The following is a 16,958-nucleotide window of genomic DNA, read 5'->3' on the forward strand; positions in this document are numbered from 1 at the left end:
ATTATTTATCTAACAATTCATACGTTACATAAAGAGTGTACGTATTAGTTTGTTCTGGTTGTTTGTTATTGTTTGCTAAATAATTGGGCGTTCCACCTGTTACACCCCAATTTGGCGTATTATCATCAATAACTAAAAGTTTTCCAATTTTTTTATTGGATTTTGATGCTAAAAATTCAGCTTTTGATTTGGCATTTTCCAGCGCTTTTGATGACATTTCTCGAGCGAATTCCTCTGATTTATCAAATACATAATTAATTTGTACCGCCGTAACTCCGTTTACTTTTAGATTATTGATTAACTCAATTCCTTTTTCAATGTTGTTTAATGATAAACTGTAATTTCGGGTATTATTACCAAAAGTCTTATCTGAAATAGATTGAAAACTTAGTTTTTCTTTAGAATAATTGTTTTTCGAAATAAAGGATTGAACTTCTTCCAATACTTCCGAAATGGTTTTAATAACTTGTTTTTCTTTACTATAAGTAAGTGTTGTTACTTCTTGAAGCGTAAAAACTAATTCTATTTGAGTTGCTTTTATTGTTTCAGAGTGTTTTCCAACGACTCTAATTTGATTTTCTGTTGGTTGTGCAAATGTCAAATACGATAATGCAAAAAATAGAATTGATGTAAGTTTTTTCATGAGTTATAGTTTTTACTAAAAACTCAAAAATACCGAAATTATTATAACTTTTTTAGTTCTTCAATAAATTTAGTCAAATGTTCTACTTCTACGTGATCCATTAACACAATTTTGTACCATTTGTTGTTTTCGTTGTGTTGTTGTGGCACCAAATCATACTTTTCAGCAATTTTTTCTGGAATTGATTCGGCATGAATTGTTACAATATTCATAAAAGGTTCACGGAAATATTTAATGCTCAATTTGTCTAATTCGTGGCATAAGAATTGGGTTCTCATTTGTAAAATACTCACTTTTTCAAACCAACCATAAGCACCGTAAGTAAATAAAATCATCCAAACCGCAACGGCATTTGCTCCAGAACGACTTCCGCAAAGCGTTAAATCCATTCCTTCTACGTATTCGGCCTCTTTGGTTAATACGTTTTCAATTAAACCTTTTCGGCAAACAAAAACACCTGTTCCATAAGGTGCTTGCAACATTTTGTGTGCATCAATGGTTATCGAACTAATTTTTGGATTACTGAAGTTGATATTCGATTTTTGATTGCTAAACGGATACACAAATCCGCCATAAGCGCCATCAATGTGCAAACGATACGTAGCATTATGTTTTTCTAATATCGAAGTATAATCATCAGGATTATCAACCGAACCAAACATAGTCGTTCCCATATTTGAAACGGCAATGAAGTATTTTTTACCTTTATTTTTAGCTTCTGAAATGATGTTATCCAATGCATTCACATCTATTTCACGATTTTCAAACCCAACCGGAATTTTTAACCAATCAATTTGTAATAAATTAGAAGCTTTTGGAATCGAATAATGCGTGTCTTCCGAAGCTAAAATGGCGATTTCGTCTAATTTCGCATCAAAATTATGTAGAAATTCATTTCTAAAAACCCAAATCGCTTGAATGTTGGCTTCCGTTCCGCCAGGAGCTATATAACCATCGAATTCGTTTTCTTTGGCTTTAAAAATATCAACTGCGATTACGTTTAAAACTTCACGTTCAATTTCTTGAGTGCCATAAAATGCTTTTTCAGAAGTGCCAAAAGTGTGACAGCCAATGTTATTTGGATTGGCAACATACGTTTGAAGTGTTGGCGCATCTTTTAAAAATGGTGCATCATCATAAAACACACGACTGTCTAACTTAGAAGCTGGATAACCTAAAGAAGCATCTTTTGAGAAGTTAACATTATCGTGCAAAGCCTTATCAATTCTTGCTTTTCTTTCTTCGTGTGTTAGTTTTTTCCAGAAGTTCATACCTAAAAATTTTAGCGAAAATACGCCTAGTCAAAACAATAAAACATGACAATTGTTAGGTTTTATGACAAATGTGTAGAAATATGAAAAATAGCATCACCTTGATAGATAATTGGCGCATCATTTACATTGATAATGTAGCCTTCATGTGGCGCTTTTACTTTGTGTTCCACTTTTCCGTAAGGGTCAGAAATAGTAGCTAGTAATTCGCTTTTTTTGACAAAACTACCAATCGTAGTTAAACCATGAAACATGCCGGAATATTTAGCTCTAATCCAACTCGATTTTTCGATGTAAATGGTTTTGTTCTGAGGATTAGTTACTTTCTTTCTCGGATTTAACATTTCTAAATGATTTAGAAATCGTTTAGTTCCTTCCACCGCTTCTTCGGTAACTTGAAGATTTAAATCCAATGATTTTCCACCTTCAAAAAGCAACATTTTTACACCTAATTTATCGCAAGAATTTCGAAACGAACCCGAAATATTCTTCGAATACAACGTAAAAGGTGCATTGAAAACATCGGAAAGTTCTTTCAATTCTGGATTTTCTGGTACAATTCTAATTTGAGGAGCATTAAAACGACTGGCGCCACCTGCATGAAAGTCAATTGCATAATCCACGTGCGGAATAATATCTTTTAAAATATAATACGCAAAACGACTCGCCAAAGAACCTGTTTTACTTCCAGGAAAAACTCGATTCAAATCGCGACCATCAGGAAATTCTCTAGTTTGATTTACAAATCCGAAAATATTGATAATCGGAATACAAATTATCGTTCCGCGCTTAGGTTTATTGATTTTTTGAATGATTAATTGACGTACAATTTCGGTTCCGTTGATTTCGTCGCCATGCAAACAAGCGGTGAATAAAACCGTTGGACCATCAATTTTTGAACGTTCCACAATTATTGGAATCTTCAATTTATTCATGGTGTGCAACTTGGCAATTTCCATGTTGATGGTTTTGCTTTCGCCCGCTAAAATGGTTTCTTTAAGGATTACAAGTGGTTTTGAGGCTGTCATTTTTAAAATCTAAAGTGTTAAAAATACAAAAACAAATGTCATTTAGGAAAACAGATGTAAGAAATTTTGAGAATTGAAATGTTTAAACGCAAAGAGCGCAAAGATTTACGCCAAGTTTACCTAGAAATGTAATTTATAGAAATTGTTGAGGTATTTTTTCCTAGCGGTTAGATTTAATATATTAAAGCTAAAGAAGAAAAAAACAGAATTTGTAAAATAAAGAAAACCAAAAACAGCATTGTAAAATCATTTTTATTGACATTCTTTTTCATTATATGATTTAATCTTGTTTGATTAGACAAGTATATTTTATTTAAAGCGAACACTATAATTAAAATTATCAGGTATAAGTAAGGTTTAGGTTTGATTAAATCTAATAAATATACAAGTAAATTTATAATTAAGCCAATTACATCTGTAAAAATAATTGAGGTGAAAAATATAGAGTTATCAATCAAATTATTTCGTTTTCTTACTGAGAAATGATATGAAGTAATGATTACCCAGTTAATAAATAATAACATATATCTTACAATTAGTTTTTTAATTTTGTATTCAATTCTCTTAATTACTTTTCTCAAAAGAATTCAAAAATACCAAAAAAAAGCATAAAGCAAGAAAACAAATCATTAACTCTCTTATCTTTGTTCTTTACCTCTTTTTTAAAAATGCAAACACCATTAGAACTTCAAATCCAAACTTTGCCCGATAATCCGGGTGTGTATCAATATTATGATAAAGATGGAAAAATTCTATATGTTGGAAAAGCAAAAAATTTAAAAAAACGCGTTCAATCGTATTTCACAAAGAATCACGACAATTATAAAACTTCGGTTTTAGTTAAGAAAATTGTTGCTATAAAACACATTGTGGTTCCTACAGAAACCGATGCGTTATTGTTGGAAAATAATTTAATTAAAAAGCTCCAACCACGTTATAATGTGTTGCTTCGCGATGATAAAACGTATCCGTGGATTTGTATCAAAAATGAACGATTCCCTAGGATATTTTCTACTAGAAAAATGATTAAAGATGGTTCGGAATATTTTGGACCGTATACCAGTTTTAAAACCGTTCACACGATTCTAGATTTAATCAAAGAACTATATCCACTTCGAACATGTAATTATGATTTATCAAAAACAAATATTGATTCGGGAAAATTTAAAGTGTGTTTAGAATATCATATTGGCAATTGTAAAGGGCCTTGTGAAGGGTATGAGTCATTGGAGCACTATCAAAGTCAGATTGAAAAAATCCGTCAAATTTTAAAGGGAAATTTCAAAGAAAGTTTGAAAGACTTCAAGAAATTGATGACCGATTTAGCGATGGAAATGAAGTTTGAAGAAGCGCAAAAAATTAAAGAAAAAATCGAGGTTTTAGAAAATTACCAATCGCGTTCCACAATTTTGAATCCTAAAATATCCAATTTAGATGTGTTTTCCATTATTTCTGATGAAACCATGGCGTATGTGAATTTTTTACAGATTTCGCATGGAGCCATCGTACGTTCGCATACGTTGGAATTGAAGAAAAAATTAGACGAAACCAACGAAGAATTGTTAGAATTAGCCGTGGTAGAACTTCGCGAACGTTTTCACCTGAATTCAAGAGAAATTGTGGTTCCTTTTCCAATTAATTTAGGAGAAAACATCAAAGTTACTGTTCCTCGATTGGGCGACAAAAAGCAAATTTTAGAGTTATCAGAACGCAACGCCAAATATTATAGATTAGATCAATTAAAACAAATTCAAATTGTTGATCCAGAACGACACACCAATCGTATCATGGCGCAAATGCAAAAAGATTTGCGTTTATCGTTAGAACCAAGACATATTGAGTGTTTTGATAATTCGAATATTCAAGGAACAAATCCAGTTGCGGCTTGTGTGGTGTTTAAAGATGGAAAACCAAGTAAGAAAGATTACCGTCATTTTAATATCAAAACGGTTGAAGGTCCAAATGATTTCGCTTCGATGGAAGAAGTGGTATATCGAAGATATAAACGAATGTTAGATGAAAATCAGCCATTACCACAATTGATTATTATTGATGGTGGAAAAGGGCAATTGTCTTCAGCTTTAAAAAGTTTGGATGATTTAGGTTTGCGAGGAAAAATTGCGATTATCGGAATTGCAAAACGTTTGGAAGAATTGTTTTATCCGGGCGATTCAGCTCCGTTATATTTGGATAAAAAATCGGAAACTTTAAAAGTAATTCAGTTTTTACGAAACGAAGCACATCGATTTGGAATCACACATCATCGCGATAAACGAAGTAAATCGGCACTAACCAATAGTTTAGAAAGTATTCCTGGAATTGGCGAAAAAACTATGATTACATTAATGAAACATTTTAAAAGTGTTAAAAGATTGCAAAATGCCGACGAAAAAGCAATTTCCGAAGTCGTAGGTGTTTCAAAAGCCAAAAAAATTTCCGACTTTTACAAGAATAAATACCAATAAAAAGAAATGAAAAAACTGCTCTTGTTTGTAAGCCTACTAATTTTTACCCAAATCAGCTTAGGACAAGAAAATCCACGACCAAAAATTGGGCTTGTGCTTAGTGGTGGTGGTGCAAAAGGATTGGCACATATTGGCGTGCTTAAAGTAATCGATTCACTCGGTATTAAAGTAGATTACATTGGAGGAACCAGTATGGGAGCCATTGTTGGCGGATTGTACGCGTCTGGCTATAATGCAGAGCAATTGGATTCTATTTTTTCTAGAATTGACGTAGATGCCTTACTTCAAGACTACACGCCTCGGGAATCAAAATCGTTTTACGAAAAACGAAATGATGAGATTTACGCTTTAACACTTCCGTTTAATAAATTCAAATTAGGTTTGCCTTCTGGTTTATCTAAAGGACTTTATAATTTCAATTTAATTTCTTCTTTAACACAGCAAGTTAGTCATATAAGAGATTTTGACCAGTTACCTATACCGTTTTTATGTATTGCAACTGATGCCGAAACAGGCGAAAAAGTGGTTTTAGATTCGGGAGTTTTAGCTCAAAACATGATTGCTAGTGGTGCGTTGCCTACGTTGTACAGCCCAGTAGAAATGAATGGAAGATTGTTAATAGATGGTGGTGTGGTAGATAATTATCCTATTGAAGAATTAAAAGCAAGAGGATTGGATATTATAATTGGTATTGATGTTCAGGATGGTTTAAAATCTAGAGAGGAATTAAAAGGCGTTACATCGGTTTTAGCGCAAATTAATAATTTTTCGATGATTGAAAAAATGGCTGGAAAGCAAAAAGCGACTGACATTTACATCAAACCCGATATCAAAGGTTACACCGTTGTAGATTTTGAAAAAGGTAATGAAATTATTGCAAAAGGAAAAGAAAAAGCGTTAGAATTCATTAAAGAACTAGCTCCTTATGGAAATTCAAACGCAAAAAATGATAACAAAATAGTCTTTCAGGATTCTATTTATATCAAAGATATTGTGTTTAATAATTTAGATAATTATACCCGAGCTTATATAATTGGAAAGTTAAAGTTCAAAAGAAATACTAAAATTTCTAATGCCCAATTGCAAAAGGGAATTTTAAATCTAAATGCAACTCAAAACTTTAGCGCTATCAATTATTCATTTGAAAAAATGCAAGATGGCGACAAATTAATTTTGCAATTAAAGGAAAACGAGAATAATACATTCTTGAAATTTGGATTGCACTATGACGATTTGTTTAAAAGTGGAATTTTAGTGAATTATACAAAAAAGAGATTAATTGCCAAAAATGATGTAGCTTCATTAGATGTTATTTTAGGTGACAATATTCGGTACAATTTTGATTATTATATTGATAATGGTTTTTATTGGAGTTTTGGGTTCAATTCAAAGTTAACAACGTTTAATAGAAATATCACTAGTAATATTGCCGATGACGTTGTTTTTAACACTACGGCCAATGCAATTAATGTAGATTTTTTTGATTTGAGTAATCAGGCGTATTTACAAACCATTTTTGCTCAAAAGTTTTCTTTAGGAGGTGGATTAGAATTTAAAGTTTTAAGATTAGAATCGGAAACACTAGAAAACACAGATCCTGTTTTTGAAAACAGTGACTACTTGTCGGTGTTTGGTTTTGTAAAATATGACTCATTTGACAAAAAATATTTTCCAAGAACGGGTTGGAATTTTAATTCTGAAATACGTTCATATCTTTATTCTTCTGATTATAAAAACAATTTTGAACGATTTTCAGTAGCAAAAGCTGATTTTGGTTTTGCACAACCCATTTTTAAAAACATGACTTTTAAATTTCAAACCGAAGGCGGTTTTGCATTTGGAGAACGAAGTGTTTCTTATTTTGATTTTATTTTAGGAGGTTACGGATTTCAACAAGTAAATAACATTAAACCCTTTTTTGGATATGATTTTTTAAGTTTGGCTGGAGATAGTTATGTAAAACTTTTATTAACAGCAGATTATGAGATTTTTAAGAAGCATCATTTGAATTTTAGTGCTAACTTTGCTAATGTTGGAAATAAAATTTTTGACACCATAGACACTTGGTTTGTAGAGCCAAATTATTCTGGTTATTCCTTTGGTTATGGGATGGAAACTGTAATTGGCCCAGTTGAAATTAAACATTCATGGTCGCCAGAAACTAAAGATCATCATACTTGGTTTTCAGTAGGATTTTGGTTTTAAATTTTTTTTACGATATTTGTAATGATGAAAAATTGGACAGACTTACTTTCGCATTTAAAGTTCCTCATCAAGAGAAATCCTGAGTGAGCATAACTTTTCTTTGATTTATAGTGAGATTTTATAGTCTTACTTTAAGCTTTAATTAGAACTTTTAATAAAAGAAAAAATGCCAATATATCACAAATTAGGAGAAATTCCTCGCAAACGTCATACACAATTCCGCAAACCAAACGGAGATTTGTATTACGAGCAATTGTTCGGAACCGTTGGATTTGACGGAATGTCAACCAATTCATATCACGAACAAAGACCTACTCAGGTTAAAGAAATCAGAAGACAATATAGTGTTGCGCCAAAAATCGCAAAGTCAAACAACATTCAATCTTATAAATTAAGAGGTTTTGATATTGCGCCTCAAGACGATTTTCTAGAAAGTAGAAAAATTGTTTTGACAAATTCTGATTGTCATATCGTTTTAGCCGCACCAAGAAAATCAACAACCGATTATTTTTATAAAAATACCGATTCAGATGAAGTAATCTTTATTCATCAAGGAACAGGAAAACTAAGAACCATGTTAGGAAATTTAGATTTCAAATATGGCGATTACTTAGTAGTTCCAAGAGGAATGATTTACAAAATTGATTTTGATACCGAAGACAATCGTTTGTTTATCGTAGAATCGCATTCGCCAGTTTATACACCAAAACAATATAGAAACTGGTTCGGACAATTATTAGAACATTCGCCGTTTTGCGAAAGAGATATTCGTCGTCCAGAAGAATTAGAAACATACAACGAAAATGGAGATTTCGTAATTAAAGTAAAGAAAAAAGACGAAATTTTCGAAATGGTTTATGCTTCGCATCCGTTTGATGTAATTGGATACGACGGTTTTAATTATCCATATGCGTTTTCAATTCATGATTTCGAACCAATTACAGGAAGAATTCATTTACCACCACCAGTTCATCAAACTTTTGAAACAAATGCTTTCGTAATTTGTTCTTTTGTTCCAAGATTATACGATTATCACCCATTGTCAATTCCAGCGCCTTACAATCATAGTAATATTGATGCCGATGAGGTTTTATATTATGTAGATGGTGATTTTATGAGCAGAAATGATGTAAAACCAGGGAATATTTCTTTACACCCTGCAGGAATTCCTCACGGACCACACCCAGGAGCAGCAGAAAGAAGTATTGGTAAAAAAGAAACGTTAGAATTAGCTGTAATGGTAGATACTTTCAAACCTTTAATGGTTACAGAAGATGCCATGGGTATTGCTGATGAAACGTACTTTCAATCTTGGTTAGACTAATGAATTATAATAAATTATCAGCCGACCCAACTTCTTTAATACTAGGAATAATTGCATTTGTAATTATGATTTTAGGATTTTGTTGTGGATTTGTAGTTTTTGTTTCGTTGATTTTAGGAGTTGTAGGATTAGTTCTTTCAATAAAAAGTCTTAAAGAGTATGAAGCAAATCCGACAGTATATTCACACCAAAGCCGACAAAATGTATATGTTGGAAAAATCATTTGTTTGGTAACCACTATTTTATCAGCAATGTATTTTATAGTAATAATAGTTGCGGTTGTGGTTTATCAAGTTGGTTTTTCTGATATTATGGAAAACAAATTAGATAAAATTAGAAATCAAGAAATCAACGATTCCATTTATATGGAAGAAGAAGTAAAAGAAAATTATTATAACGATTCCATTTATATAGATTCCACTTTTGTAGATTCTATCAAAACGGAAAATTAAAATTTAAGAATTATGGCACAAGAAATAAAATCAGTAGAATACGGATTAGAAAAAATATTTGAAGGAGCACAAGACTTTTTACCTTTAATGGGAACAGATTACGTAGAGTTTTATGTAGGTAATGCAAAACAAGCAGCTCATTTTTACAAAACAGCTTTCGGATTTCAATCATTAGCATATGCAGGATTAGAAACTGGAGTTAAAGACAGAGCTTCTTATGTGTTAAAGCAAGACAAAATACGTTTGGTGTTAACAACCGCTTTGAATAGTGATTCTTTAATTGGTGAACACGTAAAAAAACACGGAGATGGTGTTAAAGTTATTGCCCTTTGGGTAGAAGATGCACGTCATTCTTACGAAGAAACAACTAAACGTGGTGCAAAATCTTATTTTGAACCAGTGGTTGAAAAAGACGAAAATGGAGAAGTAGTTCGCGCAGGTATCTATGGAGCATACGGAGAAACTGTTTTCATTTTCGTAGAACGCAAAAATTATAATGGAATCTTTTTACCAGGATATAGCGAATGGAAATCAGATTATAATCCAGAGCCAGTGGGATTAAAATATATTGACCACATGGTGGGTAATACGGGTTGGAATAGAATGAATGAAGCAGTAAAATGGTTTGAAGATGTAATGGGATTTGTGAATTTCCTTTCATTCGACGACAAACAGATTACTACAGAATATTCAGCCTTAATGTCTAAAGTAATGTCTAATGGCAACGGAAGAATTAAATTTCCTATCAACGAACCAGCGGAAGGAAAAAAACGTTCTCAAATTGAAGAGTATTTAGACTTTTATGAAGGAGAAGGGGTGCAGCACATTGCAGTAGCAACAGATGACATCTTAACTACAGTTGCTGAAATGCGCGCAAGAGGTATCGAGTTTTTAAGCACGCCACCACAAGCATATTACGATGCAATTCCAGAAAGATTAAAAGATCATATGGATAAATTCAAAGAAGATATCAACGAACTTCAAAAATTAGGTATCATGATTGATGCTGACGAAGAAGGTTATTTGTTGCAAATTTTTACCAAGCCAGTAGAAGATCGTCCAACACTTTTCTTCGAAATTATTCAAAGAATGGGTGCTAGAGGATTTGGTGCAGGTAACTTTAAAGCCCTTTTTGAGTCAATTGAGCGTGAGCAAGAATTGCGAGGTACATTATAAAAAGACCAAATTATTGACAAATCATCAAATTATAACGTTGTAGTAGTGTCATTTTTGATAAAAATATGTTAAAGTTGATATCTAGCTAAGAATAATTCAAAAATACACATACCTTTGCACTCGCAAAACAAGGAGGTAGTTTGCCTTGCTTTGTAATAAATTTTCATAATTTATAGTTTTTTGGTTGGTTAATAGCATAAAAACTCAGTCATATTTTTGACTGGGTTTTTTTGTTTTAGTATTTTTGGAACGGAAATTGCATTTTCATTTCTAAAAATGAATAAATCATGAAAAAAATTGCGCTACTTCTTATTCTTTTTGTTACTACAAATTCATTTGTAGTTCAAGAAAATGCATATACAACTGGTGAATGGTTCAAACTTCGTATCCATTACGGAATGGTTAATGCCGGTTATGCTTCGTTGGAAATTAAAGACGCCGTTAAAAACAACAAAAAAGTGCATCACGTAGTCGGAAAAGGCTGGACTGTTGGTATGGCCAAATTTTTCTTTAAAGTAGACGATAATTACGAAAGTTATATCGATAAGCAAACAGGGAAACCGTATCAATTTGTTAGAAAAATTGATGAAGGAGGTTATACCAAAAATCAAGAAGGATTTTTTAATCAAGACCGAAACACAGTTCTAGTTAAAGATTATAAACATAAAACCGAAAAAACGTTCTCAGTTCCTGAAGACATCCAAGATATTGTGTCTTCTTTTTACTATTTAAGAAATCATCCTAAAATTGATAAATTAAAAGTAGGGGAATCAATTGTGATTGATATGTTTTTTGATGATGAAACCACAAAGTTTAAGTTAAAATTTGTTGGTAGAGAAGATATAAAAACTAAATTTGGAAAAGTTTCTTGCATGATTTTCAAACCTTACGTGCAAGCAGGTAGAGTCTTTAAAGAAGAAGAAAGTTTAACCGTTTGGGTTTCAGACGATGACAATAAAATCCCAATCCGAGTAAAGGCAAGCTTGGCTGTTGGTTCTATCAAAGCTGATTTAGAAGCCTTTAAAGGTTTAAAGCATTCATTTAAAGTTAAAGTAGAAAAATAATGGAAGTAACTCCTAAGATTCAAGAACAATTAGATCAACTTCATGATAAATTTGAAGCCATCAATCAAAATACTTCCACTCATTTGGAAGGTTTGCTTTGGGCTAAACCCATCACGTATTGGGATTATATCCAAACCGATGCGCTTTTGAGTCTTCAAACACAACGAACCACTTTGCCAGACGAAATGGTTTTTGTAATGTATCATCAAGTAAATGAATTGTTATTCAAAATGATTCTTTGGGAAATGAACCAATTGTGTCATAACGAAAAACCAACAACCGATTATTTCACTGAAAAATTAGGAAGAATTAGTCGTTATTTTGATATGTTAACCACTTCTTTCGACATCATGAAAGATGGAATGGAGCCTGAACAATATCTAAAATTCAGAAATACTTTAACACCAGCGAGTGGATTTCAATCGGCTCAATATCGTTTAATAGAATTTAGTTCTACCGATTTAATTAACTTAATCGACAACCGTTTCAGAGCGACCATCGATAGAAATACACCATACAATCATGCGTTTGAACATTTATATTGGCAAGCAGCAGGAAAAGATTATCACACTGGTGAAAAATCGTATTTAATTTTAGAATTCGAAAGAAAATACAAAAAAGTGTTCTTAGATTGGATGGAAGAATACAACACAATTAACTTGTGGAGAAAATTCAAACAATTGCCAGAAATTGACCAACAAAATCCAGAATTAGTAGCTGCGATGCGTCATTACGACAAAACCGTTAATATTACTTGGGTAATGGGTCACTTTAATGCAGCTAAAAAATACATCGAGAGTGTTCCAGGAAATCACGAAGCTACTGGTGGAAGTGATTGGAAAAAATACATGTTACCAAAATACCAAAAAAGAATATTCTTCCCTGAATTATGGACGAAAGAAGAATTAGATAACTGGGGAGAATAACCGCATAGCGCACAAAACAAAAAACATTGAGATATTTAGTACTAGCCATTTTATTTGTTACTTTTTTTACCGCTTGTAATTCGAAAGAAGATGCAGAGAAAGTTAAAAAAGCAACAGTAAAAAAAGAACCTATCATAAAAGAATACGGATTTACGTTTAACGACTATAAAGTGGTTAGAGATACAATTCGTTCAGGTGATACGTTTGGAAAATTACTAGAAAAATTCCCATTAAAAGATAGTTTACGAATTCACGACGTTACTGAAAAAGTAAAAGATTCATTCAATGTTAGACGAATAAAAGCAGGGAAGCCTTACATTTTATTTTTAGACAAGAAAAAGCCTAATACACTTCAAGCTTTAGTATACATAGAAGACCGAATTAACTTTACGGTTGTCGATTTTAGAGATTCAATTGTAGTATCAAACAAACAAAAACCAACTACTTTGAAAAGAAGAGTGGTTGCAGCGGAAATAGAAGGTTCATTATCTGAAACTTTAAGCAATGCTGGAGTTAGCGCTGGTTTAGCGAATAAATTAGCCAATATTTATGCCTATACGGTCGATTTCTTTAAAATTCAAAAAGGCGATAAATTTGCGGTTACAATTAATGAACGTTACATTGACGATTCTATTTATGTAGGTGTAGAAAGTATTGAAGCTTCTTATTTTGAACACAAAGGAAAAAAGATTTTTGCTTTTCCATATAAATTGTCTGAAAATCAAAAATATGAAGATTTTTATGATGAAAACGGAAAAGGTCTAAAAAGCATGTTCTTGAAAGCCCCTTTGGATTATTTTAGAATCTCATCTCGTTTTTCAGGCAGACGTTTTCATCCTGTACAAATGCGCTTCAAAGCTCATAATGGAACTGATTACGCAGCACCTCACGGAACTCCAATCAAAACTACCGCATCAGGAGTTGTGGAACGAACAGGTTATACCGCAGGAAATGGAAATTTTGTAAAAGTTCGTCACAGTTCGACTTATTCTACACAATATTTACACATGTCAAAGATATCGGTGAGAAACGGCCAACGTGTATCTCAGGGACAAGTAATTGGAAAAGTAGGAAGCACAGGTTTAGCAACCGGACCTCACGTTTGTTATCGTTTTTGGAAAAATGGTGTTCAAGTTGACCCGCTTAGGCTGAAATTACCAAATGCCGAACCTATGAATGAATCACACAAGCAAAAATATTTAGCGCATATTGCTCCTTTAAAGAAAGAATTGGATAGTATAACAGCAGTAAAATTTAAAGAATAATGGCACTATCGAAAGTAAATCCGTCACAAACTGAAGCTTGGCAAAACATACAATCGCATTACGAAAAAATTCAAGCAACTTCAATGAAAGATTTGTTTGCTTCAGATGCGAAAAGAGCTGAAAAATTTCACATTCAATGGAATGATTTTTTAGTTGATTATTCTAAAAATATTGCCAATCAAGAAACATTAGATTTGTTATTGAATTTAGCTAACGAAGTTGATTTAAAACAAGCCATTTCCAGTTATTTTCAAGGCGATATAATCAATCAAACCGAGAACAGAGCCGTTTTACACACCGCTTTACGCGCTAAAGAATCAGCCAATGTTTTGGTTGAAGGCGTTAACGTAATGCCTGAAGTATATTCGGTAAAAAATAAAATCAAAAACTTCTCAAGCGAAGTTATCTCAGGAAATAAAAAAGGATTCACAGGAAAACCATTTACCGATATCGTAAATATTGGAATTGGTGGTTCTGATTTAGGTCCAGCGATGATTGTAGAAGCTTTGCAATTCTATAAAAATCATTTAAACGTTCATTTTGTTTCCAATGTAGATGGCGATCATGTTAACGAAGTAATCAAGAAATTAAATCCAGAAACGACTTTATTTGTTGTAGTTTCTAAAACCTTCACTACACAAGAAACCTTATCCAATGCAGAAACCATCAGAAGTTGGTTTTTGCAATCAGCTTCACAAGAGGATGTAGCGAAGCATTTCGTAGCGGTTTCAACCAATATTCAAAAAGTAACCGAATTCGGAATTAATCCCGACAACGTTTTCCCAATGTGGGATTGGGTAGGAGGTCGTTTTTCGTTATGGAGCGCTGTTGGTTTATCGGTAAGTTTAGCAGTTGGATTTGATAATTTTGATAAGTTATTGAAAGGTGCCAACGAAATGGACGAACATTTCAAAAACGAATCTTTCGACAAAAATATTCCAGTAGTTTTAGCTTTATTGAGCATTTGGTACAACAACTTTTTTGGTACCGAAAGCGAAGCTTTAATTCCATACACCCAATATTTACAGAAGTTAGCGCCATACTTGCAACAAGGCATTATGGAAAGTAACGGAAAAAGTATTGGTAGAGACGGAAAACCAGTAAATTATCAAACCGGAACCATTATTTGGGGAGAACCAGGAACGAATTCACAACACGCTTTTTTCCAATTGATTCATCAAGGAACCAAATTAATCCCAACGGATTTCATCGGATTCAAACAACCACTTTACGGAAACAAAGATCATCACGACAAGTTAATGTCGAATTTCTTTGCGCAAACCGAAGCCTTATTAATGGGTAAAACCGAAGTGCAAGTAAAAGCAGAATTTGAAAAGCAAGGAATTTCAGGTGAAAAATCCGAATTCCTATTACCTTTTAAAGTTTTTTCAGGAAATAAACCTACGAATACCATCCTTATCAACAAACTAACTCCTGAATCATTAGGCGCTTTGGTAGCGATGTATGAACACAAAATTTTCGTGCAAGGCATCATTTGGAACATCTTCAGTTATGACCAATGGGGCGTGGAATTAGGCAAACAATTAGCGAATTCTATTTTAGACGAAATCGTAACAAAAGAGGTTAAAAACCACGATAGTTCAACGTCATTTTTATTAAAAGCGTACTTAAAATAAGAATTTCAAAATTTATAATACAAAACCTCTTATTCATTTTTTTGAGTAAGAGGTTTTTTAATTTCCTATATTTGTAATTCACTTTTAAAAAATTAGGTATGTACGAAACTATTCAATCTGTTCACTCTATTTTAGCGTATGCCGCTTTAGGCTTATTGTTATTGGCTTCATTTAATGCCATTTTTGGATTAACGTCTAAAAAATTATTTACTGATAAAGACTTACGTTTGTCTTTATTCACCTTAATTATCTGCCACATTCAATTATTAGTAGGTTTGATTTTATATTTTGTTTCTCCATTAGGTTCTGCTCAATTAGGAAACATGAAAGACGCAGCTATGCGTTTAACTTCGTTAGAACATCCATTAATTAACATTATTGCATTAGCAGTAATCACAATCGGATGGTCGAAACATAAAAAAGAAGAAAGTAACAACGGAAAATTCAAAAAGATTGCCGTTTTCTATACATTAGGTTTAGTATTAATCTTATCAAGACTTCCTTGGGCTAATTGGTTCAACTAGTCTTTGGTATAATCTTTGGTAATAAGTTTACAAAATCATAAAATTATGAAGAAAAATATCCTAATAATAGCGTTTGTATTACTTGTTACTGCATTAGTAAGCTTTTCTAATGGAACAAAATCTGGTTTCGTTAGAAAAGCTTCTTTATATGATACGGTTAAGAAAAAAGATTCGCTTCAAATTTCAGATTCGATAAAAAAATCAGACTCAATTCGAGTAGCCGATTCTATAGCCAATTTAAAAACTAAACTATACAAGAAAAACGTAGAAGCTTCGCATTATTCTGACAAATTAAACGGAAGAAGAACCGCAAGCGGACAAGTTTTTAGTAATAAAAAATACACGGCCGCTCATAAAACGCTAAAATTTGGAACGAAAGTTAAAGTGACCAATTTAGCCAATAACAAAAGCGTTATCGTAACCATCAATGATAGAGGACCACATACCCGAAATAGAGAAATCGACTTGGCAAAACGACCGTTTTTAGATATTTCTCACAATAACGGACGCTCTCTTTTACGTGTGAGTTTAGAAATCGTAGAATAATTATTTTAATTTACTTCCTTTAGAAGCCCACCAAGGCACAGTTTCAACAATCAATCTTCCTGCTTTAACCGCTGGGTCAAGATTAGCCAAACTATCCGCTTCTTTCATAGTTTCGGTATTAAAAAGTAAAAACCCAGAAATAGTTTCATGCTTGTCAGACGGACCCGCAATACTGATTTTATTGGTTTTCGCTAACCAATTGATGTGTTCCATGTGCTTTTTCTGAATTTCCGCCGCTTCTTCTTTAGAATGTTCGCGGTTAGGCCCTTTTTTAAGCATTACCAAGAAATATTTCTGCATCACATACGTAGTATCGCCTTCTTTGTAGCTAAATGTTTCGTGATTGGTTTTGGGTTTATCTGGATAAATTACGGTGTTAGAACCGCAAGCAATCAATAAAACTAGTGCAAGTATTCCAAAAAGTGCTTTCAT

General features: G+C 32.7%; 15 protein-coding genes. 11 read left to right on the forward strand and 4 right to left on the reverse strand.

Annotated features, from left to right (window positions below):
- Position 1: 1 nt before the first annotated feature.
- The 3 genes from B2741_RS08625 to B2741_RS08635 all read right to left on the reverse strand — a co-directional run bounded on the left by B2741_RS08625 (position 2) and on the right by B2741_RS08635 (position 2,942).
- Positions 2-643 (reverse strand): SIMPL domain-containing protein, encoded by a 642-nt coding sequence (locus B2741_RS08625; RefSeq protein WP_291137643.1) that lies wholly within the window; start codon positions 641-643, stop codon positions 2-4.
- Positions 644-684: 41 nt separating this feature from the next.
- Positions 685-1,914 (reverse strand): aminotransferase class I/II-fold pyridoxal phosphate-dependent enzyme, encoded by a 1,230-nt coding sequence (locus B2741_RS08630; RefSeq protein ID WP_291137645.1) that lies wholly within the window; start codon positions 1,912-1,914, stop codon positions 685-687.
- A 62-nt stretch (positions 1,915-1,976) separates the two neighbouring features.
- Positions 1,977-2,942, reverse strand: a complete 966-nt coding sequence (locus tag B2741_RS08635) for a succinylglutamate desuccinylase/aspartoacylase family protein (RefSeq protein ID WP_291137647.1) — start codon at positions 2,940-2,942, stop codon at positions 1,977-1,979.
- A 668-nt stretch (positions 2,943-3,610) separates the two neighbouring features.
- On the opposite strand from B2741_RS08635, the gene uvrC reads away from it, so the two are divergent.
- The 11 genes from uvrC to B2741_RS08690 all read left to right on the forward strand — a co-directional run bounded on the left by uvrC (position 3,611) and on the right by B2741_RS08690 (position 16,526).
- Positions 3,611-5,407, forward strand: coding sequence for an excinuclease ABC subunit UvrC (gene uvrC / locus B2741_RS08640; RefSeq protein WP_291137649.1), 1,797 nt, complete (start codon positions 3,611-3,613; stop codon positions 5,405-5,407).
- A gap of 6 nt (positions 5,408-5,413) precedes the next feature.
- Positions 5,414-7,612, forward strand: coding sequence for a patatin-like phospholipase family protein (locus tag B2741_RS08645; RefSeq protein WP_291137651.1), 2,199 nt, complete (start codon positions 5,414-5,416; stop codon positions 7,610-7,612).
- A 166-nt stretch (positions 7,613-7,778) separates the two neighbouring features.
- On the forward strand, positions 7,779-8,936 hold the full coding sequence (locus B2741_RS08650; protein WP_291137654.1) for a homogentisate 1,2-dioxygenase: 1,158 nt from the start codon (positions 7,779-7,781) through the stop codon (positions 8,934-8,936).
- Positions 8,936-9,388, forward strand: a complete 453-nt coding sequence (locus tag B2741_RS08655; RefSeq protein WP_291137657.1) for a CCC motif membrane protein — start codon at positions 8,936-8,938, stop codon at positions 9,386-9,388. Before B2741_RS08650 ends, B2741_RS08655 begins: the two co-directional genes overlap by 1 nt.
- Before the next feature lie 12 nt (positions 9,389-9,400).
- Positions 9,401-10,564, forward strand: coding sequence for a 4-hydroxyphenylpyruvate dioxygenase (gene hppD / locus B2741_RS08660; protein WP_291137660.1), 1,164 nt, complete (start codon positions 9,401-9,403; stop codon positions 10,562-10,564).
- 287 nt (positions 10,565-10,851) lie between these two features.
- Complete coding sequence (locus B2741_RS08665; RefSeq protein WP_291137663.1) at positions 10,852-11,628, forward strand: DUF3108 domain-containing protein; 777 nt, start codon at positions 10,852-10,854, stop codon at positions 11,626-11,628.
- Positions 11,628-12,554 (forward strand): tryptophan 2,3-dioxygenase family protein, encoded by a 927-nt coding sequence (locus B2741_RS08670; protein ID WP_291137665.1) that lies wholly within the window; start codon positions 11,628-11,630, stop codon positions 12,552-12,554. Before B2741_RS08665 ends, B2741_RS08670 begins: the two co-directional genes overlap by 1 nt.
- A gap of 26 nt (positions 12,555-12,580) precedes the next feature.
- Positions 12,581-13,819, forward strand: coding sequence for a M23 family metallopeptidase (locus B2741_RS08675; RefSeq protein WP_291137668.1), 1,239 nt, complete (start codon positions 12,581-12,583; stop codon positions 13,817-13,819).
- A complete protein-coding gene (gene pgi / locus B2741_RS08680; RefSeq protein WP_291137671.1) occupies positions 13,819-15,456 on the forward strand; it encodes a glucose-6-phosphate isomerase in 1,638 nt (545 codons plus the stop codon). Before B2741_RS08675 ends, pgi begins: the two co-directional genes overlap by 1 nt.
- Before the next feature lie 98 nt (positions 15,457-15,554).
- Entirely contained in the window at positions 15,555-15,980 is a 426-nt protein-coding gene (locus B2741_RS08685) for a hypothetical protein (protein WP_291137674.1), read from the forward strand.
- Positions 15,981-16,025: 45 nt separating this feature from the next.
- Positions 16,026-16,526, forward strand: coding sequence for a septal ring lytic transglycosylase RlpA family protein (locus B2741_RS08690; RefSeq protein WP_291137677.1), 501 nt, complete (start codon positions 16,026-16,028; stop codon positions 16,524-16,526).
- Here B2741_RS08690 and B2741_RS08695 read toward each other — a convergent pair whose 3' ends face one another.
- Positions 16,527-16,958 carry a YciI family protein gene (locus B2741_RS08695; protein WP_291137680.1) on the reverse strand — a complete coding sequence of 144 codons (432 nt, stop codon included), beginning with the start codon at positions 16,956-16,958 and terminating at the stop codon, positions 16,527-16,529.

The organism is Flavobacterium sp. UBA7663 (assembly GCF_002483315.1).
Lineage (GTDB): Bacteria > Bacteroidota > Bacteroidia > Flavobacteriales > Flavobacteriaceae > Flavobacterium.